The 26,728-nt window shown below is 37.2% G+C and carries 17 protein-coding genes and 1 pseudogene; 7 read left to right on the forward strand and 11 right to left on the reverse strand.

From position 1 onward, the window contains the following. Positions 1–151 precede the first annotated feature (151 nt). From D464_RS0101385 to D464_RS0101405, 5 genes are read right to left on the reverse strand one after another with little or no spacing between them, the layout of a single operon-like run. Positions 152–2,284 carry a YgiQ family radical SAM protein gene (locus D464_RS0101385; protein WP_018909813.1) on the reverse strand — a complete coding sequence of 711 codons (2,133 nt, stop codon included), beginning with the start codon at positions 2,282–2,284 and terminating at the stop codon, positions 152–154. A gap of 17 nt (positions 2,285–2,301) precedes the next feature. Beyond that, positions 2,302–2,637, reverse strand: a complete 336-nt coding sequence (locus D464_RS0101390) for a hypothetical protein (RefSeq protein ID WP_018909814.1) — start codon at positions 2,635–2,637, stop codon at positions 2,302–2,304. Between the two features lie 20 nt (positions 2,638–2,657). Continuing rightward, on the reverse strand, positions 2,658–5,249 hold the full coding sequence (locus D464_RS0101395) for a golvesin C-terminal-like domain-containing protein (protein WP_018909815.1): 2,592 nt from the start codon (positions 5,247–5,249) through the stop codon (positions 2,658–2,660). Continuing rightward, positions 5,239–5,805 (reverse strand): 1-acyl-sn-glycerol-3-phosphate acyltransferase, encoded by a 567-nt coding sequence (locus D464_RS0101400; RefSeq protein WP_018909816.1) that lies wholly within the window; start codon positions 5,803–5,805, stop codon positions 5,239–5,241. The genes D464_RS0101395 and D464_RS0101400 overlap by 11 nt, the downstream gene beginning before the upstream one ends. Before the next feature lie 2 nt (positions 5,806–5,807). Beyond that, a complete protein-coding gene (locus D464_RS0101405) occupies positions 5,808–6,080 on the reverse strand; it encodes a hypothetical protein (protein ID WP_018909817.1) in 273 nt (90 codons plus the stop codon). 203 nt (positions 6,081–6,283) lie between these two features. Between D464_RS0101405 and D464_RS0101410 the strand changes: the two genes are divergently transcribed. Together D464_RS0101410 and D464_RS0101415 are read left to right on the forward strand one after the other, a co-directional pair. Continuing rightward, a complete protein-coding gene (locus tag D464_RS0101410; RefSeq protein ID WP_018909818.1) occupies positions 6,284–7,927 on the forward strand; it encodes a diphosphate--fructose-6-phosphate 1-phosphotransferase in 1,644 nt (547 codons plus the stop codon). A gap of 106 nt (positions 7,928–8,033) precedes the next feature. After that, a complete protein-coding gene (locus tag D464_RS0101415; RefSeq protein ID WP_018909819.1) occupies positions 8,034–8,831 on the forward strand; it encodes a glycoside hydrolase family 25 protein in 798 nt (265 codons plus the stop codon). A gap of 652 nt (positions 8,832–9,483) precedes the next feature. Here the strand turns inward: D464_RS0101415 and prmA are convergent. Continuing rightward, the gene (prmA, locus tag D464_RS0101420) at positions 9,484–10,350 is read right to left on the reverse strand and encodes a 50S ribosomal protein L11 methyltransferase (RefSeq protein ID WP_018909820.1); all 867 of its coding nucleotides are present in this window, start codon (positions 10,348–10,350) and stop codon (positions 9,484–9,486) included. A 181-nt stretch (positions 10,351–10,531) separates the two neighbouring features. Between prmA and D464_RS0101425 the strand changes: the two genes are divergently transcribed. From D464_RS0101425 to D464_RS0101440, 4 genes are all read left to right on the forward strand, one after another. Beyond that, the gene (locus D464_RS0101425; protein ID WP_018909821.1) at positions 10,532–11,551 is read left to right on the forward strand and encodes a hypothetical protein; all 1,020 of its coding nucleotides are present in this window, start codon (positions 10,532–10,534) and stop codon (positions 11,549–11,551) included. A gap of 41 nt (positions 11,552–11,592) precedes the next feature. Next, positions 11,593–13,209, forward strand: coding sequence for an OmpP1/FadL family transporter (locus D464_RS0101430; protein WP_026284600.1), 1,617 nt, complete (start codon positions 11,593–11,595; stop codon positions 13,207–13,209). Positions 13,210–13,753: 544 nt separating this feature from the next. After that, complete coding sequence (locus D464_RS0101435) at positions 13,754–17,050, forward strand: UvrD-helicase domain-containing protein (RefSeq protein WP_018909823.1); 3,297 nt, start codon at positions 13,754–13,756, stop codon at positions 17,048–17,050. A gap of 67 nt (positions 17,051–17,117) precedes the next feature. Beyond that, positions 17,118–20,000, forward strand: a complete 2,883-nt coding sequence (locus D464_RS0101440) for a PD-(D/E)XK nuclease family protein (RefSeq protein WP_018909824.1) — start codon at positions 17,118–17,120, stop codon at positions 19,998–20,000. A gap of 291 nt (positions 20,001–20,291) precedes the next feature. Here the strand turns inward: D464_RS0101440 and D464_RS12895 are convergent. From D464_RS12895 to D464_RS0101455, 3 genes and pseudogenes are all read right to left on the reverse strand, one after another. Then, positions 20,292–20,830, reverse strand: a pseudogene (locus D464_RS12895) (transposase); the annotation flags it as partial. A 3-nt stretch (positions 20,831–20,833) separates the two neighbouring features. Further along, positions 20,834–22,090: a type IX secretion system plug protein gene (locus D464_RS0101450; RefSeq protein ID WP_018909826.1), complete on the reverse strand. Its 1,257-nt coding sequence runs from the start codon at positions 22,088–22,090 to the stop codon at positions 20,834–20,836. Further along, on the reverse strand, positions 22,087–22,533 hold the full coding sequence (locus D464_RS0101455) for a hypothetical protein (protein WP_018909827.1): 447 nt from the start codon (positions 22,531–22,533) through the stop codon (positions 22,087–22,089). The genes D464_RS0101450 and D464_RS0101455 overlap by 4 nt, the downstream gene beginning before the upstream one ends. Before the next feature lie 171 nt (positions 22,534–22,704). Between D464_RS0101455 and galE the strand changes: the two genes are divergently transcribed. After that, entirely contained in the window at positions 22,705–23,742 is a 1,038-nt protein-coding gene (gene galE, locus D464_RS0101460) for a UDP-glucose 4-epimerase GalE (RefSeq protein WP_018909828.1), read from the forward strand. 488 nt (positions 23,743–24,230) lie between these two features. Here the strand turns inward: galE and D464_RS0101470 are convergent, their stop codons facing one another. Both D464_RS0101470 and D464_RS0101475 read right to left on the reverse strand, forming a co-directional pair. Continuing rightward, positions 24,231–24,752 carry a hypothetical protein gene (locus D464_RS0101470; protein WP_018909830.1) on the reverse strand — a complete coding sequence of 174 codons (522 nt, stop codon included), beginning with the start codon at positions 24,750–24,752 and terminating at the stop codon, positions 24,231–24,233. Then, on the reverse strand, positions 24,749–26,719 hold the full coding sequence (locus D464_RS0101475) for an NAD(+) synthase (protein WP_018909831.1): 1,971 nt from the start codon (positions 26,717–26,719) through the stop codon (positions 24,749–24,751). Before D464_RS0101475 ends, D464_RS0101470 begins: the two co-directional genes overlap by 4 nt. Positions 26,720–26,728 lie beyond the last annotated feature (9 nt).

Genomic DNA, 26,728 nt, shown 5'->3' on the forward strand with positions numbered 1-26,728 from the left:
TTCGTTCACTTGATATGTCATTGCTAATCGTCTCACGGCGGCAAAGGTAAGAAGAATAAATTAAAGGAGCAAGGAAAAGAAGAAAAAATCGTAACCTTGCCCCTCAAGTCTTAACTAATTTCTGGTCTAAACAGGAAGTACGATATTAAGATTACCGTTGTTTATGGCGGCGTCCTCTCATAAAGTTGGGGTTATAACTCTTAGGGTTCTTTTCTCCATTACTTGTTGTGCTTTTGTGGCGAGTATTAGGCTTATCAACCTTGCCAGCACTGCGCCTTCGCGGTATGTCTGGAGAACTACCAACTGCCTTTGGATCATATACAGCATGAGGATGACGCTTAGGCACATTATCATATAGTTTGCCAATCAGGTCACTGCGCCCTATACGTTGTAATTCTCGTTCTATATCCCGACGTGCCTCTGGCTTGTACCAAAAGAAGAACTGTCGTTGAGCTAGTTTCTCTTTGGGGGTCTTTGCTGAGAAGATAGGCTCTAAAGTATATGGATCATAACCTGTGTACCATGCCTCTGTTGATACAGTCATTGGAGTTGGAGTGAAGTCCTGTATTTGCTCCAAATGGAAGTCTAAGTCCTTTGTCAGTACTGCCAATTCCGCCATATCTTCTTCCTGACATCCAGGATGTGAAGAGATGAAATAAGGAATGATCTGTTGTCGTAAGCCTTCTTCACGATTAATTCTATCAAATATTCTCTTAAAGATATAGAATTGTTGGAAGGAAGGCTTTCGCATTAACTTTAGAACACGATCTGAAGTGTGTTCCGGAGCAACCTTTAGTCGTCCACTGACATGACGTGTAATCAGTTCATGTGTGTATTGTCTTGCTGCTTCATTACTCTTCTCATCTTTACTCTTATGCAATAGTAAATCGTATCGAACACCAGAACCAATGAAACTCTTTTTAATTCCAGAGAGTTCATCAACAGAATGATAAATATCGAGCAGTCTTGAATGATCAGTATTGAGGTTAGGGCAAATCTCTGGGTTTACACAGCTTGGACGTTTACAATGTTCACATGCCTTCTGATTCTTACCAGCCATACCATACATATTAGCTGAAGGCCCACCAAGATCGGAGAGGTAGCCTTTGAAATCAGGCATCTCTATAACTTGTTTTACCTCTTTCAGAATACTTTCCTTTGAACGACAGCTAACAAACTTACCTTGGTGAGCGGAGATTGTACAGAAAGCACAACCACCGAAGCACCCGCGATGAATGTTAACACTATGTTTAATCATTTCATAGGCAGGAATTGTTTTACCACGATACTTGGGATGAGGTTCTCGAGTGTATGGCAAATCGTATGCAGCATCTACCTCGGCAGTTGTCATAGTGGGGTAGGGAGGATTTACAACAGCATAAAGATTGTCTACTGCTTGTAGAATACGTTGAGCATGTTTCTTGTTGGACTCCTCTTCTATATACTTGAAGTTTTCTGCTTGGAACTTTTTATTATGAAGACACGATTCATGTGAATGGAGAACTATATCATTCTCATTAATTCCACCAGGTATTTCTTCTTCTTTACATAGATAGACTGTTTGAGGGACATTCTTAAGATCTTTTATCTTAATCCCTGTTTCTAGTTCCTTTGCAATCTCAACTACTTGCTTTTCCCCCATACCATAGATAATCATGTCAGCATGTGCATCACAAAGAATACACTTGCGCAGGCAATCTTTCCAATAGTCATAATGGGTCAAGCGACGTAAAGAGGCTTCGATACCTCCCAACACTACAGGAACATCAGGATAAAGTTGTTTTAGAATATTAGCATAAACAATACTAGGATACTCTGGACGTAAGTCGTGACGACCATCAGGGGAATAAGCATCTTCCGACCGTAAGCGACGATTGGCAGTGTACTTATTTACCATTGAGTCCATGGCTCCGGGTGCAATACCAAAGTAGAGACGAGGACGACCTAACTTTTTGAAGTCTCGGAAGTCGCCATGCCAGTCAGGTTGTGGAACGATTGCAACTTTATAACCTGCAGCTTCTAATGTACGACCAATAACGGCAACACCGAAAGCAGGATGATCAATATAGGCGTCACCTGAAAATAGGATGATATCCAACTGATCCCATCCTCTTAATTCAACTTCTTTCTTTGTTGTCGGCAAAAAGTCGGTTAATTGAAACCGACTATAACTTTTTGTTTGCTCTTTGGAAGCAGTTACTTTTTGCTCTCTTCTTTGTGGAGTAGAAGTTGTGTCCTTTCTATTCTGCTTAGCAGATTCTTGTTTCTTCTTTTGTGAACTCAAACGATTACTTCTTTAGTTTATTCTTCTATTGTCTCTTCTCCAAGATTCACCTCAACCTGATGTTCTGCTACCCAGGTCTTGTAAAGCTTAATAAGATTGTTAAGTCCAATAGCTTTCATATTTTGATTGTAAATAACATCTAAACATAAATCCAAAAGTTCTTTATCCTTTCCAGGTTCAGACTCTAATAGACCACGAATATTAAACTTTAACTTATCAAGAATGTTTTCATCAACAATACCATTAGAATCTACAAGACCAGAGAGAAGGGCATACTTCTGAATAGTCTTTAGATGTTTATCACTAATTTCGATACTTCGCGTGCCTGTGGCATTTGCTTGAATTTTGTACATAGCTTTAACTTTTAAGATTATTATTTACTCATCAAGTAAGTGATGATTCCTTTCATTATATTATTACGCATAGATGGACTCTTTATACATTCAAGAGGGAAAGATGTCGTAAACACGCTATAATCATTACCTTTATATGCTACAGCTGCACCATGTCCATCAGCATAAGTAAGAGCACAGAAAGCATTATCGGTTGGTAATATATTATCAGGTGTATAGGCACCATAATGCTGCTCATTTATTGTGCGATAGATATCAAATGACGTTCCCATTCCACTGATTATAGAATTGTAATTATTAGCATTAGAACCTTCATAAGAAACTTTAAGATAGCTCTTCAACCAAAGTTGTTCATCTGTGCCTTGCATATCTGAAGCAAGATAGGAACCACTAACAAGGAGCTTACCATGCTTCTGGAGATACGCCGAAAGTTTTTGACGAAGAGATGGTTTAAAACTCTTATAATAAATGAGACTGTGCCCATCATCTTTCTCATTCCCAAGTACTAAATCAACAAGAGTATATTTGGAAAGATCAATATCGCCATTTTCTACGGCTTTACTACTACAACTAACAATATTATAATTACCAGCATGTGATAAAGCTTCCGCGTGTTCACGTGTATAACTGAAGTTATTGCCTGCTATAACTTTACCAACAAGTTCTTCACCACCATAACCAAGAGCATCTACACCTTCTTTTCCCATCATAGAAACATCGAAGTTGCTCTGCCTACCACTCCAACCTGCATTATTAATGTAGCTCAAACCAGGGTCAGCTTCTATATCGAATCCTTGCTCTAAGTTGTTATTGATAACAGTTGGAGAAGAAAGACGATGAAAACCATTGATAATTAAAATGGTCTGTTTAGCACCATTATGTTGGAAAGCAGATAATGTCTCTGTTGGGAAGCTTTCTCCACCACGATTACAAGCAGTAATCTTAAAATTATAGACCATCCCTGGTTCTAATTCAATGTCGTAATAAGAATCACGCACATTCACACCATTATCAAAGCCACTGTTTCCAATAGATGTATAAACATTATATGAAGTAGGTATAGCTGTTGGCTCACTTACATCTGATGTCGCTTTCCACTGTAAACGTATTTTCTTGGCAGAAATATATTCTATTTTAAAGCTATTAGGAGCAAGTGGTTGAACCACGTATCTTGTATGATGCATATCTGCTTCATACTTCAGAATAGTCTTATATATAGAACGTGCAAGTGTAAACTTAAAATTAGGATCTTGTCCCAACTTGATATCAGGGAAGTTTTGATGTGATAAAGTCTCTAATATTGCAGAAGGAATTGCTGGTAATCTTGTTTCACTATAATTACGATCCCATACAGAACGTGTTTGCCAAGAGATATTAAGGCTCTTTTCGATATCTTTCTTTGCATTTGCAACAAGCTGTTGAGCCAATGTCTTAGATACTTGACGAGAAAGACCATCGCCCAATGTACTATTACCTTGTTGTGTAGTACAAATTCCTAATGTTCCAACAAGACTACCATCAGACTTTACCCCCGCATCACTATGTACTGCTAAAGAAAGTTCTATAGGAACCATTTTCCCATCTTTCACATGAGGAAGATAAGAAGATCCACCAGCTAGCCAATTTGTCATTAGTGAACGAGAATTGATGTCATCATTATAATCATTAGAACCATTACTTGTGCTTACAGCATTTCTTGGAGCACCAGCCCATTGAGTATAATATCTAGCACCTTCTAGGAAACGTGGTAATCCACTAACAGAAGTTCCACGAACAATATTGCCCATACCACCACCAAAGCGAACTGCATCAGCAGTGACAATTCCCTTGTGAGCACTATGATTGATGAGTACTACAGAGTTATTGATACTATTTCCTTTATCAAAATCGAAAGTACCAAGATATACCCATGTTCCTCCACCCATTCTTTGATTAACATGGAAATGTGTTTCCTGCCCTTTATGAAATACAATATATTCTGCATCATCGACACTCTTCTTCTGTGTTTGATAGCTTACATATACAGCATAACGCCCAGACTCTGGAATTGTCGGTTGATAAACAACTGAACTTAATTTACTTTTACGCTTACGAGACTTTACTTGGCGAGCAGTACCTGCAATGAAAGGATTCTCGCCATCGCTATAACTACCATAATGCTGTGCAAAGCCTGGTACAGATGTATTCTCCCACTTCTTTTTCAGACTTTCTTCTTTATAGCCATTATACTTACTATCGTTATCAACGATTACTTCATTCTTTTGCCAATCTCTTTCACGAGGAGTAAAGACTATTGCACCAGCATTCTCTAGCATTGGAATGAGGTAGGGGAGTACTATTGTTTGAGTATATAGATCTTCCGTTGTTCCAAACAGAATTGGACGTTGCCACTTCCATGTACCTTTCTTTGAATCGTAATATCTCCCGTGAGATGCCCATATAGAAAGGTGTCTATTTTGCAATCCTTCAGAAATCTCATTTGGACGAGACACGTTCTTTACCCACGGCTTCCCCTGATAATCGGTCTTATCCCATGTTATTTTTCCCGTTTGTGCATGTAAATTTAGAGTAGATACAGCAACAAGTGCAGTACACAACCATTTAATCTTCATTCTTTATCTCTCCAATTGTGAATAGCTCTGGATGTCTACCTTTAAAGTCTTTGAAATATAATTTTATCTCTCTTAGTTCTTTCTCTATATCTCCTGTCGGAGTTATCACTTTAGAGCATACTATCGATTTCTTTTCAAAATCGACACCATAGAGGAAGATTGGCAATTTTGCTTTCATTGCTATATAATAAAAGCCTTTCTTCCATTCAGCATTTAAACTTCTAGTTCCCTCTGGAGTAACACAAAGTTGGAAAGAGTCAGCCTTCATAGCATATTCAGCTAATCGATCTGTCATACTCGTGTGCTTATCACGCCAAACAGGTATCCCTCCAAGTTTACGAAACATCCAACCTAAAGGCCAAACAAACCATTCCTTTTTCATCAAGAAATTGCTATGAAGACCTTCTGCTCGTGCATATAACTGACCTATAATGAAATCCCAATTACTTGTATGAGGTGCAAGACAGATAATAGCTTTATTAGGTAAAGTGAAACGAACATCTTTCTTCCACCCCATACGTTTATATAAAAGCCACTTTGAAAGAGATTGCAACATTACTATGCAAGGTTATTAAGTTGGTCAATAACTTCATTGACTTCCTTACTGAATCTATCTTTGAGGTCTTTAAAATATACCTTAGCAGGCATACCAGGTTCAACATGTGAGACGCGTCTAATATAATTATTGTGCATAGACAAAATAGAAGTGAGGAGAGCCTCTATATTGTCTGACTCACGACTCTCACCATAGAGAGAAGCTGCAATACCCTCTACAAACAAGTCACCACAAATATAATTAATGGTGCGCTTAAGATCTCTTTTGTTGCTCATATTAATCCTAAATAATCTATTATTTAACTTTTAAATGCTCAAAGATAGATAAAATAATTAGAAATACAAATATATCTCCTAATAAAATAGAGTTAAAAGAATAAATTAATACCATTTCTTTTTATTTATCAGATAAAAAAAGTAATTTTGCATCATAGATAAATTATTAATAATTCATACATTTAAATCATTTTATTTACACAATGGAAATTAGCGCATTGCAGAAGGAAAGAGCAGGTTACCAACCAAAGTTACCAAAAGCTCTTCAGGGTGCAGTAAAGGTAAAAGAAGGTGCTCCTACACAGAGTGTTGATAATCAGGAGGACATCAAGAAGTTGTTTCCTAATACATACGGAATGCCTCTCGTAGAGTTCGAACCAGCTGACTCTGCTAATAATGCAAAGATGAATGTTGGTGTCATCTTATCAGGTGGTCAGGCTCCTGGTGGTCACAACGTTATCTCTGGCTTATTTGATGAAGTTAAGAAGTTGAATCCAGACAATCGCCTCTATGGTTTCCTTATGGGACCTGGTGGTCTTGTTGATCACAATTATATTGAGATTACAGCTGAGAACCTTCAGGCTTATCGCAACACTGGCGGTTTCGATATGATTGGTTCAGGAAGAACTAAACTTGAGAAAGAAGATCAGTTTGAGAAGGGACTTGAGATCATTAAGAAACTAGACATCAAGGCTGTTGTTATCATCGGTGGTGACGATTCTAACACAAACGCTTGTGTATTGGCTGAATATTATGCAGCAAAGCAATATGGCGTACAGGTTATCGGTTGCCCAAAGACAATTGACGGCGATTTAAAGAATGATCAGATTGAAACCTCTTTCGGTTTCGATACAGCCACTAAAACTTACTCTGAGCTTATCGGTAACATCGAGCGTGATTGCAACTCTGCTCGTAAATACTGGCACTTTGTTAAGTTGATGGGGCGTTCTGCTTCTCACATTGCACTTGAGTGCGCATTACAGACACAGCCAAATATTTGTCTTATCTCTGAGGAAATCCAGGCAAAGGATCAAACTTTGAATGACATCGTTGAGTACATTGCCGGCGTTGTTGCTTATCGTGCAGCACAAGGCAATAATTTCGGTGTTATTTTAATCCCAGAAGGTCTCATCGAGTTTATCCCAGCTATCGGTCGTCTTATTCAGGAATTGAACGATTTGTTGGCTGCTCACGGTGCTGATTACATGAACCTTGACAAAGATGCGCAGCGTAAGTATATCCTCGAACACCTATCTGCTGAGAACAAAGCTACATTCGAAACTCTTCCAGAAGGCGTTGCTCGTCAGCTTTCTCTCGATCGTGACCCACACGGAAACGTACAAGTTTCTCTCATCGAGACCGAGAAACTTATCTCAGAGATGGTTGCTGCTAAGCTCGATCAATGGAAGAAAGAAGGCAAATATGAAGGTAAATTTGCTGCACAGCACCACTTCTTCGGTTACGAAGGTCGTTGCGCTGCTCCATCTAACTTCGACGCTGACTACTGTTACGCACTAGGTTCTTCAGCTGCTCAACTGATTGCTAATGGCAAAACTGGCTACATGGCTATCGTAAAGAATACAACAGCTGGTACAGACCAATGGAAGGCTGGAGGTGTGCCTATCACGATGATGATGAACATGGAGAAGCGTAATGGTGAAATGAAACCAGTTATCCGCAAAGCTCTTGTAGAACTTGATGGAACTCCATTCAAGACTTTCGCAGCACAGCGTGATAAGTGGGCTAAGGAAACATGCTACGTTTACCCAGGTCCTATCCAGTATTGGGGACCTTCTTCAGTTTGCGATCAAACAACTAAGACTCTTGTCCTAGAGCAAACTAAGTAAGCAAACCCATAATAAGAAAGGTGTGTCAAATAAAAACTAATGAGGTTAAATATTTGGCACACCTACTTTTATAATCTAGCGAAAACTCATTTTACCTTTAGGCATAATGCAATTCTCAAAGCTACCTCAACATTTATTTCATCTTTGGATCATCATTCCACGTTGGGCGAAAGTATTGGGAGCACTATGTTTAGCTTGTATTTATAGTATTTCATTCTATCTCTTATTCGTAGCCCCTACTGGTTTCAGATGGCGCGGTATATATGGCGACCCGAATTATCCAACAGGTTACACAATCCATGGTATTGATGTAAGCCGATATCAAGGTACAATCAATTGGAATCGACTAAGAAATGCGATGATTGAGCGGTCACCAATTCGATTTGTTTTCATTAAGTCTACAGAAGGAGATAGCCACTTAGACGCAAGTTTCAGGGATAATTTCTATAATGCGAAAGAATCGGGATTCATCCGAGGTGTGTACCATTTTTGGAGCAATAACTCATCGCCCAACCGACAGGCTTATTTCTTCCTAGCAATGGTAAAGTTAGAATCAGGCGATCTCCCCCCTGTTTTAGATGTAGAATCAAAACCGAACAATATCAGCACTAAGGAGTTTCAACAAAATATCCTTACATGGTTGCGTATTGTAGAACAGAAATATCATGTAAAACCAATTATCTATACCTATTATAAGTTTAAAGATCAATACCTATCCGATTCTCGCTTCGACAAATATCCTTATTGGATTGCACATTATTACGTAGATCAAATGGGCTATCAAGGAGCATGGAAATTCTGGCAACATACTGATGCGGGCAAGTTGCCGGGCATTAAAGGCTATGTAGACTTAGATATATATAATGGAAGTTTCTATAGTCTGCAACGTATGTTAATACCATAAGCAACCCAAATCGAGTGTATTATTTTACAGGAAAGATATTTACATTTATTTTCTTCAATATAGACTCTTTGCGTAAATATTATTCGTAAAAACGACTTTTAATCTTGCTTTTTTCCAAATCATATATACGTTTTTAGTAAGATGTACCTCCGTTTTCTTCAAAACCTACCTCCGTTTTGATGAAAACCAACCTCCATTTTAGCAAAAATCTACCTCCATTTTACCCAAAACGATAGTACTTTTTGTCCAAAACGATAGTACTTTTCACCTAAAACGATAGTTCTTTTTAATTAAAACCTCCGATCAATTCGACTTGAACTTCCATAGGAATTTATAATTGCCTATAATTCAAATACTTAAAACGAAACTAAAATTTCACTTTCATAAATACGATATTTGAGAAAAATAAGCCCGCATTTCAGAATAACGTAATTATAAGCCACTAAAATGGCAATATTTTATTACAAAATAAAATACGGATGCACTTTGAAAAAGCTAATAGTATTTAATCAGTAAACTATTAAGTACCGATAAAAAACAATTAGAGAATATCAAGAAAAATAATAGACTAACTTGCTGTGATTGATTAAAAATTCCATCAAGTTAGTCTACTTTCTTATATAACGCAATCAATAAGATTGTAATTTAATATTTAAATCTTCTCAAGCAATAGGCAGCACCAGTTATGATTCATAACTCGTTTGCACTCTTCTAAACCTAAGTTTTCCGCTTCCTTTAAAATAATTTCAGCGTCTTGCTCGTAGAATCCACTTAAAATAATCCTAGAATTAGTTGTCATCACACTCACAAAAGCTGATAAATCCTCAAGAATTATATTTCGATTGATATTAGCCAAAACGTAATCGAATACTCCGTTCACATGAGAAAGTACACGCTTATCGCCTTCCAGAACATCTAATTCAACTTCATTTAATTCTGCATTATGTTGCGCATTATTAACGCTCCATTCATCAATATCATAGGCGACAACCTCTTTTGCTCCATATTTTGCAGCCACAATACCTAGGATTCCTGTTCCGCAGCCACAATCTAAAACTCTTTTTCCCGTTAGATTTTGGCTTAAAAGAAGCGAAACAATCATCTGAGTTGTCTCATGTGTTCCCGTTCCAAAGGCTTGTTTTGCATCAATAACAATCTTCGTTGGTATCGAATCAATATCTTGCTGATGATTTGCGTCCTCTAGCTTATTACCACAAACAATAGCACATTGATTGTCAATAATTATCGGATCGAAGCCAGCTTTCTCCCATTCTTCATTCCAGTTCCTATCTTCAACATTACTAGCAGTAAACGTTATTTCGACATCTGGTATCGGAAAGTTCTGAAGTGTGTTTTCCAAACTCTCTGCATGAAAGAGTTCTTCTTGACAATAACCAATCAATTTGCCTTTATCTTCTGAGAAAGATTCAAATCCATTATCGCCAGCAAGTGCTGCAATAATGTCTCTTATATCCTGATTATCAGGCTTTGCAGTAAATTCTACTTGTATATATCTCATAATGGTGTTAAATTTCTATTGCAAATTTATAAAAATTAGGGAAAAACCTACCATGGATTAGGGAAATTCTGTATATTTGCAGAGAAAGTTATTCTATTTTTGCACTATCGAAAGTGTATATTAAGTGCATTGGAGAATAAATTGGTGTTAAACAAGTTACAAATTAAAAAATAAAAGGCATATGAAACGAGTAGTATTACTTTCGGTTTTATTTGGAGCCATGCCATTATTATCAATGGCGCAGGATGACCTTTATTTCACACCTTCAAAGGCGGAACAAGCAAAATATCTAAAGGATAGGGTAGAGGAGGAACGCCCAGTTTACTATAGTGGTATTGGTAAATCAAATGATGAGTATAATCGTCGGGGACAATATAGCTATAAGAAAGTGGGAGTAGACTCTTTGGGTAATGATATTTTTATGTCACGCATCTCAACTTTGCATGGCGATTCAGTTGTCTTGGATACTATTTACGGTGGATTAACACGTAGATATGATAGTAATAATGATGACTTTGCTTATAGTCGTCGCATGAGTCGCTTCGATGGTTATTGGGGCGGATATTATGATCCATGGTTTGCTGGTCGTTCTTCAATATATGTAGGTTGGGGCTTTGGTTCTCCTTTCTATGGTGGCTGGTATGACACTTGGAACGATCCATGGTATTACGGCTATTATGGTGGTTATCCTTATTACAGTTATTATGGCGGATATCCATACTATAGCTATTACGGCGATTATCCTTATTATGGTTATGCTGGTTATGGATGGTATAATCCTTGGAGAGGATATTATGGTTATGGTTGGGGCTATCCATATTATGGCTATAGAGGAGCTTACGTAACTTATCGCAATGGGCATACTGGTACGGCTAACCATTGGGGAACTACTGCAGGAGATTATAACTATAATCGAAATCGCACATATTCAAACTATCCTCGTACCTATTCTGGTCAGAACAGAAATACAACGAATACTCAGCCTAACGATCTGAGAAGTTATCAGGATAGATTTGGAGGTCAACGTCAAAGTGAGTTCCAGAACCAGACTCGCCAGGTTTATTCAATGCCAGAGAATAATTCCTTCGGTGGAGCTAGTAGAGGTTCCTTTGGTGGTGGCTTCGGTGGTTCACAAGGCGGAGGTGCAAGCTTTGGTGGAGCACGTGGCGGTAGTGGTTCTGTATTTGGTGCACACAGATAATTTAAAGTAGTTAGAAGTTAAAGGAAATAATGTTTATCATTATGAAGAATAGATATTTTTTATTTGCGACAGCATTAATGATTGCAATGTCAGCAAATGCTCAGGAAACTTATGAGAATGCAAAGTTAGTAGGGGAGGATCTCAATGGTACAGCTCGCTATGTAGGTATGGGTGGGGCTATGGAAGCATTGGGGGCTGATGTTTCAACAATCGGTACTAACCCTGCTGGTCTTGGATTGTTCAGACATAGCAATCTTAGTGTAAGTGGTGGTCTACTCATGCAATCAAATGGTAAGGAGTTTGCTAATGGTAATAAGACTAATGCTAGCTTTGACCAAATAGGTGGAGTATATTCTACTCGCACTGGAGCAAAGTCTTTCCTTAACTTTGGTTTCAACTATCATAAAGGTAAGAACTTTGATTATATCCTGAATGCAGCAAATTCGTTGAATGGTAGTTCTCAGAATAAGCAATCATTTATTAAAGGTTTGTTAGGCGATGAAGGCAAAGGAGGATTCTTTATTGATAGAGATCCTAAAACAAAAGCGAATGTTGGATATTCTGACCTAAATAAGAAAAGTAATGCTTATACATTTAGTCAGATAGATTATCTCTATTATAACACTTTAATTCCAACTAATAATCCTGTGAAACCTTATAACTATGATGGAGGAAATGATTATACTTTTAATCGTGCTCATAATGGTTATATAGGTAACTACGATTTCAGTGTTAGTGGGGACCTAAATGATAGGGTATATCTCGGTGTTACTTTTGGTATAAAGGATGTACACTATAACGCATATAGCGAATACTCTGAGAATTTAGTTAGTGGTGCGCGTGCTTCGGTAGCAGATAATAGAAGTATAACTGGTAGTGGTTTTGATGTTACAGCAGGTGTAATCGTACGTCCAATTGAGTCTTCACCATTTAGAATTGGTGCGTATGTAAAGACTCCTACATGGTATGATTTGACTACATCTAACACAACTAGTCTTATAGATTATAGAAACTATGGTGCTGCAAATAATAGCAAGTACGTAAACAACTCTTATGACTTTAAGATATGGACTCCTTGGAAGTTTGGTTTCTCATTAGGTCATACTATCGGTAGTTCTCTTGCTTTAGGTGCAACTTATGAATATGAAGATTATAGTCGCATCAATACGAGAATCAATGATGGTGGTTACATTGATTATTGGACTGGTAGTTACTATGATTCATCTATCGCTGATACGCAAATGAACAATCACACACGGGAAGTGCTAAAAGCTGTTAGCACTTTAAAGTTAGGTGTTGAGTATAAGCCAACAACAAACCTCGCATTACGTGCTGGTTATAATTATGTAAGTTCAATGTATGTAAGCGATGGACAGAAAGATCCAGGTCTATCTTCATTAGGTACATCTTATGCTTCAGCAACTGATTATACCAATTGGAAGGCAACTAATCGTTTTACCTTAGGTGTTGGTTATCAGATTGATAAGTTTAATATAGACTTAGCTTATCAATATAGTAGTCAGTCTGGTGATTTCTATCCATTCTCAAATGTAAAGAATATAAATATCAACTCAACTACATATAATAATATAGCAACAGGAACTAAAGTTAAGAACGATAAGAGTCAATTATTATTGACCTTAGGTTACCGCTTTTAACCTGACACATATTCTTAAACAGTAGACAATAGATAGAATAATATTCTTACTTTAAATATTAGGATATTCAAGTTTGGATCAATAATCTTATCAAAAAAGATCAAGAATAATCTTTTAAAAAGTAAGAATATAACTATAAAGAGGATAATCCCGAAAGTTCTTTCATTAGGCTTTCAGGATTTCTATTTTCATATAACAACTATTCTTTTACCTAGAACACCTTTCTCATCAACAATGACAACCTTAAAGCATTAAAGGAGAGTCTTTCTTTAATTTATTTATCATAATTTCGTTTACTATTGATATTATACTTATATTTCAATGGTACTTATAGTCTAAAAAACATTAAAAGGTAAATTGAATGAAATATAATCATTAAATTTGTAGGATAAGAGAAAACAACTTAAAGCAATAAGAGTACCTAATTAAAGGCAATAAGAAAACAACTTAAAGCAATAAGAGTACCTAATTAAAGGCAATAAGAGTAAACAACTAAAAGCAAAAAGAGTTCTCATTATATACTCAAGAATTTAGTTATACAAACATGGAAAAAGCACTAACAATTTATAAGGCATCAGCAGGTTCTGGCAAAACATTCACATTAGCTTCAGAATACATTACACTTGTAGTTAAGAATCCCCAGGACTATAGTCGTATACTAGCTGTTACCTTTACCAATAAAGCTACACAAGAAATGAAGATGCGTATTCTTACACAGCTTTATGGTATTGCCCATTCTCTAAAGGAATCACAGCCTTACTTTGAACAAGTTCAAACAAAGACCAATTTACCAGAGATTACTATTCGTGAAAATGCAGCCGAAGCATTATCATTACTTACGCATCATTATAATTACTTCCGTGTATTAACAATTGATGCTTTTTTTCAAGCGATTTTACGTAATCTTGCACGTGAACTTAATCTTACAGCTAACCTGCGCATTGATCTCAATGATACTCAAGTAGAAGCTCAAGCTGTTGATAATCTTGTGAATGACCTAGAGGAAGGAAAAGATTTACTTATATGGATTAGCGACTATATAGATAGAAACATTGAAGATAATCAAGGATGGAACGTTATTGATCAAATTAAAGACTTTGGTAAGAATATATTTCAAGACTTCTATAAGGAAAATAAGGATGCCCTTGACAAATGCTTTAATAATGAAGGGTTCTTTGATAACTTCATAAAAGATCTTAGAATAAGGCGTAAAACCATTGCTAATAAACTAACTAGCATGGCAAAAGAGTTGATGTCAGTAATTAGTAAAGCTAATCTAGATAATCCAGCTTTATTTAATCGTGGCACAAAAGGTATCTATAACTATATCAATAAATTAACTCAGAATAAACCAACAGGAGATTTAGCCCCGCAGTATGTCCAAACTTGTATTGAAAATGCCGACAAATGGCCTGCTGGTAAATGTCCTAAGGAAATTAAAACAATTATTATAGATCTAGCTTCAAAGTCCTTATGCAATGACCTTAAATTATTGGAAGAGTTTCGTCTGAATAATTGGAAAGAATATCAATCATGTAACCTTACACTAAGACATCTTTCACAATTACGTTTACTTCATTCCATTTCAGAAGCTGTAGACGAACTAAACAAAGACATGAATAGATTTATGCTAAGTAATACACAATCCTTACTTAGTAATTTAATGAAAGATAGTGATACCCCTTTTGTCTTTGAAAAGATTGGAGCTTATTTAAAACATATCATGATAGATGAGTTTCAAGATACTAGTACAATACAATGGAACAACTTTAAGAAACTTCTTATTAACTGTATGTCTCAAGGCGATTCTCATAACCTAATTGTAGGTGATGTCAAACAAAGTATTTATCGTTGGAGGCAAGGAGATTGGAGACTCTTAAACAATATAGAAAAAGAGTTCTCTACAGAACAATTAGCGATTAAACCTTTAAATATCAATTATCGTTCCGAAGAAAATATTATCCTATTCAATAATGCTTTCTTTTCTCTAGCAATCGAGCAATCTATCAAGGAATTACAACAAGATAATATTGGTAATGTTGAACAACTTACAGAGGCATATAAAGAGATTATTCAGCAACCCAAAAAGAGTAATCATAAAGGTTATGTTAGTGTAAAGCTATTCCCCTCTGACAATTACGAAGAAGATGTCTTAAACGAACTAACAAAGAACGTACAACAACTACTTGATTTAGGATATAGACAAAAGAGCATTACAATTCTTGTGCGTACTAAAGGGGTGATTCAAGATATAATTGATACTTTTCAACATCATTTTGGTAGTACTATCAGTATTGTTTCAGACGAAGCATTCCGCTTAGATGCGTCTCTCGCTGTAAATGTAATTATTCTTGCCCTCCGCCTACTAGTACATCCCGATGATAAACTTACAGCAAGTAAGTTGTTAAAGTTGTACCACCAGCAGGTTCTAAAAGATAGTACCAATAGTAATGAGATATTAGTTCATCCAGGGGACAACATATTTGAGAACTTGCCAAGCAGTTATATTGAACAATTCAAGCAATTACCCAATTTATCATTGATAGATTTAGTAGACCAACTCTATGAAATGTTCGGTTTAAAAGAGCTTGAAGGACAAAGTGCGTATGTATGTGCTTTCTATGATACGTTGAATGAATATCTACATGACAATCCTGCAGATATTGACGATTTCATCGAAGAATGGGAAAAGTCTTTGTCACAGAATACTATACAAAGTGATGAAGTTGATGGTATACGTATAATTACCATACACAAAAGTAAGGGCTTGGAATATGATAATGTTCTAATCCCCTTCTGTGATTGGGAATTAGAGAAGACCACTGGTAATACTATTTGGTGTAATGGTAAGGATAAAGAAGAACCGTTCAATCAATTACCTTTAATCCCTATTGACTTCTCTAAGAAAAGTATGATGGGAACTGTCTTTGAGGATGACTATAAAGAGGAGCATTTGCAAAATACAGTTGATAACATGAATCTTTTATATGTTGCTTTCACTCGAGCGAGTAAGAATCTCTTTATCTCAGGCAAAAGAATGAAGGATAAAAAACTGAAAGAACTTGAAAGCGACCCCACTAATAGTAATCGCTCACAAATAATACAACTAATAACAGAGTCGCTTAGCTCTAAGTTGGATGGTGCAACACTTTGCGATAGTAAGGAGTCGGAGCCATTAGAATTTGAGTTTGGCACTTTAAGTAAAGAAGCTAACAATAGTACAAAACCAGTTGATAATCAATTATTAAATAAAAATCCTTTCAGTGAAACTATAGAGTCGAAGCTAATTAAAATAGAGACCTTCCCCCACCCTGCCGATTTCAGACAAAGTAATAAGAGTGAAGACTTTATTAAAGGTGAAGATGTTGACCCTTCTGACGCTAATCGATATATCAAGGTTGGTAACATCCTCCATCAACTATTTTCTACCATTTTAACGGAGGAAGATATAGAGCCACGTTTAAAGGATTTAGAACAGCAAGGTGTTGTTTACAATGATGAAGTAACCTCGACAGAACTTAGGAATAAAATAGCTAATGCTTTAAGAAATGAGAAAGTTAAATCGTGGTTCTCTAATCGATGGGAGTTATTCAATGAATGTACGATAATTGAATATGACAAACAGGAAGGCGTTGTTCGTGAACATAGACCTGACCGTGTTATGACCGATGGAAACGAAATAATTATCGTTGATTTCAAATTTGGTAAACCACGCACAGAATATCATGAGCAAGTAAAACAATATATTGAATTACTTCAACGAATGGGAAATAAGAACATATCTGCTTATTTGTGGTATGTCATGCGTAATGAAGTTGAAGAAGTCAATCTTACTCAATAGTGGTATTATTCAGCATTAAAAGTATCGTAACAAAATCGCATTTACATCATTCAATCCTTCAAAACAAATGAAATCATTTCTCGAACATATAGCAAAAGATTTACTCGATAAATACGGAACTGATTTGGCACATATTGCCATTGTCTTTCCTAACAAACGTGCATCTTTATTTCTCAATCAAGAACTCGCCCGTCTGGCTGGTAAGCCAATATGGAGTCCCGCTTATATTACAATATCAGATTTCTTCCGTCAACATTCGGAACTAACTGTAGCCGATCCTATCAAAAGTGTTTGCGATTTATATAAGAGCTACATAGAGGTAACAGGTCATGTTGAAGAAACTTTAGATCAATTCTATGGATGGGGACAACTACTATTAGCCGACTTCGATGACATCGATAAAAACATGGCTGATACAAAGATGGTCTTTGCAAATATCAGAGACTTGCATGAGTTAGATGATGCCAGTTATCTTACAAATGAGCAGAAGACTGAATTACGCCGTTTCTTCGCTAATTTCGATGATAACCCAGAGGGTATTCGTGAAAAGTTTATCACACTTTGGGCTAGACTAAAGGACATATATGACAACTTTAAGCAAAGACTTCGTTCACAAGGGCTTGCTTATGAAGGTATGCTATATAGAGATGTAGCCGAGCAAAATTCTATTGAAACAAAGTATGAACATTATATTTTCATCGGTTTCAACGTTCTACAGAAAGTTGAACAGCACTTATTCAAGCATTTAAAGAAAGATAATAAAGCTAGTTTCTATTGGGATTATGATCAATATTACATGAACTCAAATAACGAGGCTGGCACATATATCCATCAATGGCTGGATAAATTTCCGAACAGTTTGCCTAATGATAACGATGAGATATACGATAACCTTGGGAATGATAAACAGATAAATTTTATATCAGCTCCTACTGATAACCTGCAAGCACGATACATTACAGAATGGTTAAAAGAGGACAATCGTTATAAGGCTGGCAAGCGAACAGTTATTGTTTTATGTGATGAACACTTATTGCAGACTGTTATCCATTGTATTCCTGACGAAGTAAAGACATTGAATATAACAACTGGTTTTCCTTTAAAGCAAACACCTATTGCTTCCATGGTAATGCAACTCTTAGCATTACAATTAGAAGGTTATTCTCAATCGGAGCAGGGTTATAGGCTACGTTATCTTAGTAGGGTGTTACGACATCCGTATGGTAAATATCTAATTTCAGAAGCAGAGAGATTGATAGAAAAGATAAAGGAGGAAAAAGAGTTTTATGTTAACGTGAATGAAATTTCACAACTAACTTATCATCAAAGTGATAAGCAACATTTACCAGAACTTGTCCATTGGCTATCTGATACTATCCGTAGCATTGGAATGAATGGTGCAGCAGTAAATAAAGATCCTCTTTTCCAGGAGTCAGTGTTTAGAATGTACACCTTACTCACACGCCTATACGACTTAATGTCAAGTGGGGATCTTGAGGCTGATAAGATAATTTTCCGAAGATTATTAAATCAACTCATTACCACAACAAGCATTCCTTTTCATGGGGAACCAGCTCAAGGCGTACAAGTCATGGGCGTTCTAGAAACTCGTAATCTCGACTTTGACCATGTCCTTGTTCTCTCATGCAATGAAGGTAATATGCCTAAGGGAGTTGATGATGCCTCGTTTATTCCTCACTTGATTCGCAAGGCTTATGGACTAACGACCATTGATAACAAGGTGTCTATCTATAGTTATTATTTCCATGGTTTGATTCAAAGAGCAAAAGATGTAACCTTCTTGTATAATAATTCCACACAAGGTAGTCAAACTGGAGAGATGAGTCGCTTTATGTTACAACTAATGGTGGAGTGGAATCATCCAATTCATCGACTTGCATTAAAGGCTGGTCAAGAACCGATGAGGATTGATACAGAGATTGTATATAAGGATGATGCTGTTATGAATAAGTTGGATGGGATAGGTCGTTTCTCCCCTACTGCCATTAACACTTATATTCGTTGTTCTTTAAAGTTCTACTTTAAATATATTGTAGGAATAAGTGAATTAGAAGATGTTGAAGAGGATGACATTGATGGACGTTTATTTGGTAACATCTTCCATTGTGCAGCTCAGTTGATGTATGAAAAGTTACTACCAAGAGACATCATTACAGCTAAGAACATTGATGTTCTATTAAAGACAGGTAAGAGTTCACAACCAATTACATCAGGTAACTCACAATTAACTTTGGAAGACATTGTTGATGAAGCCTTTGCCACGACACTCTTTAATAAAGAAGCGGGAACAAGAACCTATCCCAAGCTAAATGGTTTACAGCTCATAAACCGCGAAGTCATCGTGAAATATTTACGTCAGTTATTACGAATCGACCAACGCTCTGCACCTTTAAGAGTACTTGCACATGAGTTTGATGTGAATAGAAGTATAACTATCAAGGTGGGTGATACAGAAAAGGAGTTAAGAGTTGGCGGGCGTGTTGATCGACTAGATGAGGTCTTTTCAGATAGTGACAAGGCTCAATTACGTGTCGTAGATTATAAAACTGGTGGTAGAGTTGCAGCTCCACTGAAATCTATTGACGAGATATTTGATCCAAAGAATGTAGCATTTAAGAAGAGTGACTATACAATGCAAGCTATGTTTTATAGCTTAATTGAAGCAGAGCATGATGATAAGTTTAATCCTTTGCATCATGCGGTTAGCCCTGCATTACTCTTTATTCAACACGCTGGTGGTGATAATTATTCACCAATATTGTCAATGGAAGGGAAAGAAATAACAGATGTTACGGAATATAAGGAACCTTTCTTTGAACATCTCATTCAACAATTGGAGGATCTCTTTAATCGCAATATTACTTTTAGCCCTACTGATGATCTTAATGCTTGCTCGTATTGTCCATATAAACAAATGTGTGGCAGATAATAGTTTAATCTCTTTTTATATCTTTAGTTCCCGGCAAGTTTAAATCAAAGTACTATTGGCGTTTAAGTTAAAGTATGATTGACGTTTAAGTTAGAAGTCAATCATACTTTAAGTTAGTGTCCTATCATATTCCTATAAGAGCTATCGCATTATACAAACGTGTAGAATAGATTATACAACCGTGTAGAACATCGCACATTAACTTAAAGTATGATTGATGTTTAAGTATAAATTCAATTGATGTCCAAATTAAAGTATAAATGAAGAGTAAATAACGTGAGTTCGACGAATTCAGAACAATGCAAGCTGTGTGTTAATGTTCCTTTGTACATTGATGCATGGCTTCTTTGGAAACAGACAATAGGTGGCAATGGCTCCTAATAAGTTGACGATGAAATTGTCAAAGCATTTATGTCTGGAGTGCTCTACTTGGGCAATGTTCTTAAGTTCATCCCTTTGAAAACTTTGTGAATATGTATTCTTCGGTTTTTGCAGACACGCAATGGTGTGCTATCAACGAAGCTTATACCCGTGCATTTACCCAACAGGACCTTCTTGATAAACAAGGTTAAGGGTATGACTACATCCCTTTCCAATTCTACTATACGGTTATAAGAAACAACTTTTGGAAACAGATGGCGAAGCTGCTTGCATACTTTTTCAAGATAGAAATGTTTGAAGCAACGATAACCAGAATCGTGGAAAAGGATTATTATCAGCATAACTTCTGCCTTTGACATCGTAGAATTTCGATGATATTTTCTTTTTCCGGTAGGTTTTAGCGTGTATTTTGCTGTCATTGCATCAAAAAACTTGCAGAAGTCGTCTGCCTTTTATCTCCTTGTAAATCTAATATTGTTATAACCTACGAGCTTATCGGTTCTTCCACCTTGTGGGCGGAAATAAATAAGAGCTTGATAGCTGTTCTCTGTTTGGTAATGGCTATTATCAATAGTAAAGGGTACTAACTTCCCTTGATTATTTACTGCTATGAATTGATAATTGTAATAACCCAACTTTAAAGATAAGGCGGCTTCATAGCATTTCTTTGTAGGGTTATAGATCATTTCATATTGCGGTAATAAGCGACTGTAAGTCCAATCACCGTTTAAATAGATATGATAAGGAGCAGGTTCTGGCACGTTTAGTTGGAAATGCGTGATGACATAGTCACTTGTTGTATTGCTTTCTATATTATTTGAATTACGGATAAGGAAAGCACCGTCAGCATCTTCTTCATAGATATAATTTAATAATGGTGTTGTGATAAAAGGATAAGCATGGAAATTACTTCCATCCCAAGCTACATGATCTATTCCCATAGAAGCAACATCGGTCGAAAGAAGCTCAAATTTACGATATTCGTTGCCTCCCCAAAAGATATAGTCCTTATCATGTATCCATTGTAAACCATTATTCATTACATATTGTGGTTTGCTATTCCATCTAGCATCTAACCAGTTACGGTTTTGTAATACAACAGTTTTAATTTGTTGTTGTGGATTAGAAACAATATAATTCCCATAATTTACAGCCATTTCAACCTGCTGATTTGCATCATTAATCGTGGCATCCGTTTGAGTTGTCACTCTCAGTTTAACGCCCATTGCGTTTTCGGCAGGCTCAATAAGCATAAAGCATGCTGTAAGCAAAGGCTTTTTGTTGTCATCAAAGACCGTTAATCTGTAATTACCAGAAATCTTTGGTTGACAATCCTTGTTTGGAATTTCTAGATGATAATGTGTGTATAAGGTGTTAGTTAAGGTAGACTCTTTAACATCGTCTATTAAATTATCATTGAGAAAGCCGTCGGCAATATCACTATCAAAGAGATTTTCTGATGTTTTCCAGTCAGCTTCACAATGTTCTATGCTATAAGTCATTCGTCGATAAGTATGCGTAAGATCATCAAAATCAATACTAATCTTTCCGCCGTTTAGATACATTATAGGTAATGTTAGCCAATTCTGATTAGCAACGACCTGCAATGAGCGAATATTATTATCGATAATCTCGTGTCTCTGTGCGGAGATACTTATAGGAAAGAATGATAATAAGAGGCAATAGGATGTAAGGAGCAGCTGTCTCATGCGTCTTCTTCCAAAATATTTTGAAGGAAACTATCTAAATCCTTGTCTAGTCCTTGCATAAGATCACCGCCAATGATTCCTAAATCATCATCAACAAGATACAATTCCGTTATACAGTTCTTATCATCATCTTCCAGGACAAAGCTATAGGGCTTCATAATAGAAAGGTTCTCTATTATATCTTTAACACGATTCAGCTCAGAACGTAGTATTGACGCTATCTCTGGATAAAATTTATCGCTCTTGTTATCGATCCATTCTTCGATAACGCAGCGAGTAATTTCGTTATCGTTATCATCGAATGCCATCAGGTCGCCACTATCTTGAGAAGCGCGTAAATGGAGATCTGTCATAGACATATTGCAATCACAAGCTGTGAATTTCTGTGCGATTTTCTTTAAGAAACGTTCAATTTGTTGCAGAGTCTGTTCGGCTACTTTCATCGTTGATATAATATTTATTTATTATGGAGGCAAATATACGAAAAGTTTTCTGTTTTATAATACCTAGTCGTTTTTTTTACGTTCTTTTTTTGTTGATAATGAAAAAAGCGTTATCTTTGCAACCAGCCTTGGTTAAGGCTAGCCAAGGCTGAAAGTAATCCTAAAAAGCAAATGAAACAAACAATTCTTGTTACAGGTGGTACTGGTTTTATTGGTTCTCATACAAGTGTTGAACTGATAGAAGCTGGTTATGATGTCGTTATAGTAGATGATTTATCTAATTCTAAGATTGAGGTATTAGATGGTATTGAAAAGATAACAGGTGTGCGTCCTGCTTTTGAACAGGTAGACCTTCGTGATCGCGAAGCAACAGAGAATGTATTCCGTAAATATCCTAAGATTGAAGGTATTATTCACTTTGCTGCATCAAAGGCAGTAGGGGAGAGCGTACAGAAACCATTAATGTACTACAGAAATAATATTGTTTCACTGGTTAATTTACTTGAATTGATGCCTGAATATGGCGTTGAAGGAATTATTTTCTCTAGTTCTTGCACTGTTTATGGTCAGCCAAATCCAGAGAATTTACCAGTAACTGAAGATGCTCCACACCAAAAGGCAACCTCTCCTTATGGTAACACTAAGGAGATTAACGAGCAGATAATCCTAGACTATATTCATAGCGGAGCAAACATCAAGAGTATTGTTTTGCGTTATTTTAATCCAATTGGAGCACACCCTTCAGCATTGATTGGTGAATTACCTAACGGCGTTCCTAACAACTTGATTCCATTCGTTACGCAAACAGCGATGGGAATCAGAAAAGAATTAACCATCTTCGGTAACGATTATAATACACCTGATGGCACATGTATCCGCGATTACATCTATGTTGTTGATTTAGCCAAGGCACACGTAGCAGCAATGAAACGTATCTTGGATAAGAAGTCTGATAACATAGAATATTTCAACATCGGTACGGGGCATGGTAATACAACCCGTGAGATTGTTGAAACCTTCGAGAAAGCCACAGGCGTGAAAGTTAATTGGAAGTTTGGTTCACGTCGTGAAGGAGATATAGAGAAGATTTGGGGCGACTGTACCAAGGCCAATACAGTATTAGGTTGGAAGGCCGACACTCCACTATCTGATGTTCTCGCCTCTGCATGGAAATGGCAAGAGAAGCTAAGGGCAGATGGAGTTATGTAATAGAATCAACTAAATAGAATTTTTCATAGACAGTAATGCAGGGAATCCTGCTTTATTTTGTGTTTGTGTTGTTGTTATCCCCCGATGTGAATCGGGGGATAATTTTGTTCAGTCTCCTTTGTGAAACTATGGGGTTAGAAGTCAGCATAGAGATAACGTTCGTTGACAATACGATGATTCCTATTTGTCACAATGTAAGACGTATGAACAAGTAACACCAAGGGAGAAGAAAGAAAAGAAGGGAAAGAAAGAGAAAAAGAAGGCAGAAGGAACCGAGTCTTCAGACCCGGTAGCAGAAGGATAATAAGGGTCTTTCCAGATTCTGCTAAGACAATCAAAAAAGAGTTCGCGAACAATTTTGATTTTGTTCGCGAACTCTTTTTTACGTCTCTTAGAGAATGTGTGTGACAGGGAGGGCAAGTCTTTAACTTTGCGCCCCATACGTGGAGAATAATGGTTAGTATTTTCTTGAAGTAATCGTATTGGTGTCAGATATAAAAGAAGCTCACGACATACATGTCTACCCATACAGTTACGTCTACTCTAATGGAACAGTCCTTACGGAGGAAACGAAGGATATTCTGAGATGGTTTCTTGGGATGTAGATAGAAGCCATTAGAGCGCAAGTCTTTTGCGAAATATAGATAGTACGCTTTATCCCAAAAGATAATTTGCAGTGTCCCAGCTTTATCATCAATAACAGCAATGCTACTATTGTCTACTTTTGAAAAGATACGATAAAGTGGTTGGCGAGATTGATCGAAATCAGTATTTGGCGTTACATGCCATCCCCATAATTGGCGTGGATCACCGGTATTGACTACAAGCTCTGCCCGAATCTGTCGAAGTCCGTATTTACTAAAGGAATAAGGCATTGCATTGTGCTTACTCTTCTGGACTTGGTACTGGAGTAATTCAGTAATTGGGATATGGACTAAAGGATTCCCCTGTGCCAACACGCATAGGGGAATCAAATGTAATACTATCAACAAAAATAGCTTCCTTATCATACTAGTTCTTCCAACTCATTGAGCCAATCCGTTGACATGGCATCCGTAGGCATCCGCCAATCGCCACGTGGGGAGAGGCTTACACTGCCCACCTTTGGACCGTCTGGCAAGCAGGAACGCTTGAATTGCTGTGAGAAGAATCGACGGAAGAAAATGCGTAACCAATGTAAAATTACACCATCGGCATAGACATCATGGAAAGCATTTTGGGCTAACCAGTAGATTTTAGAGGGGCGGAAGCCACAGCGAAGAACATAGTAAAGGAAGAAATCATGCAATTCGTAAGGCCCCACAATATCCTCCGTCTTTTGGGCAATATCTCCCTTTTCATCGGCAGGCTTCAGCTCTGGAGAGATGGGGGTGTCAACAATATCAATCAATGTGTGACGGGTACTCTCGCCTACCCCACTCTCTGCCACATAACGAACGAGGAATTGGGTAAGCGTCTTAGGCACACTCACATTGACAGCATACATACTCATGTGATCACCATTATAAGTGCACCAGCCTAAAGCTAACTCGCTGAGATCGCCTGTTCCCAAGACCAAGCCTCCTAGTTGATTACTGAGGTCCATCAAGATTTGCGTGCGCTCACGAGCTTGCGAATTTTCATAAGTCACATCATGAATACTGGCATCATGTTCAATATCCTTGAAGTGTTGTAATACGGATGAGGCTATGTTGATCTCACGAATCGTAACGCCAAGATCTTTCATGAGCATAATGGCGTTTTGATAGGTGCGATCAGTGGTACCGAAGCCGGGCATCGTTACTCCTATTATGTCTTTGCGATCGAAGCCCAACTTGTCGAAAGTCTTCACAGCAACCAGTAAGGCTAAAGTAGAATCTAGTCCTCCACTGATACCAACTATAATCCTCTTACAGTTCGTGTGAACCAAACGTTTCGCCAAACCGCTAACCTGAATGTTGAGAATCTCGTCACAAGCATCCTTCATGTTTTCCGTGCTAGGAACGAAAGGGTGTTGTTCGAACTGGCGGGTTAAGGAGAACTCACGCTCTGGACATATCTGTAACTGACAATCAACGGTTAATGCTAATTCGCCATAATGCCCACTAATGCCCGATAGGCCTGTGGCGGTTGGACGTTGAGCATTAACAAAGGTGCTATTCGTTCGACGCTCACCTCTTAACCTTTCGACATCAATCTCGGAGATAACTAATTGTGGTTCTATCTGAAAACGCTTTGATTGCTCTAACAATAAGCCATTCTCATAGATAAAGGCATTCCCTCCATAGACAACATCTTGCGTGCTTTCTCCAAATCCACATCCACTATAAACATAGCCACAGATGGTTCGAGCACTCTGTTGAGACAAGAGAGATTTTAAATAACGATGCTTGCCTAGCAGCTCATCACTGGCAGAAAGATTAAAGATAATTTCAGCTCCAGCCAAAGTAAGATGATTACTAGGTGGGGTTGGAGCCCATACATCCTCACATATTTCTATGCCAAACTTCGCCCCTTGAGGAGTGCGGAAAATTTGCATATCTGGTGTCACAAGTATGTGATGACCAGCAAAGTGGATTCGCTTAGGGCGAAGGTCTTGAGAAGACGCAAACCAACGCTTCTCATAAAATTCGCTATAATTGGGAAGGTAAGTCTTAGCCACTATACCTAATAATTTACCTTGCTGAATAACCAAAGCACAATTTAAAAGCAATGAACCTACAGCCACTGGTGCCCCTACAATGGTGATAATATCTAACTTTCGAGTGAAATCAAGTAAAGATAAAATGGCTTGCTCAACATTATCTAAAAGCAATTGCTGATGGAATAGATCCTGGCAAGAATATCCTGTTAAAGACAGTTCTGGAAAGGCTATAATCTCAACGCCTTTCCCATCCGCTATAGCGATTTGCTTTTCAATCTCAGCAAGATTAAATTGAGTATCTGCCACTCTAACAGAAGGAATAGCAGCAGCCACCTTTATAAGACCATATTTCATAAATGCGCT

This window comes from Prevotella veroralis DSM 19559 = JCM 6290 (assembly GCF_000377625.1).
Taxonomy (GTDB): Bacteria; Bacteroidota; Bacteroidia; order Bacteroidales; family Bacteroidaceae; genus Prevotella; species Prevotella veroralis.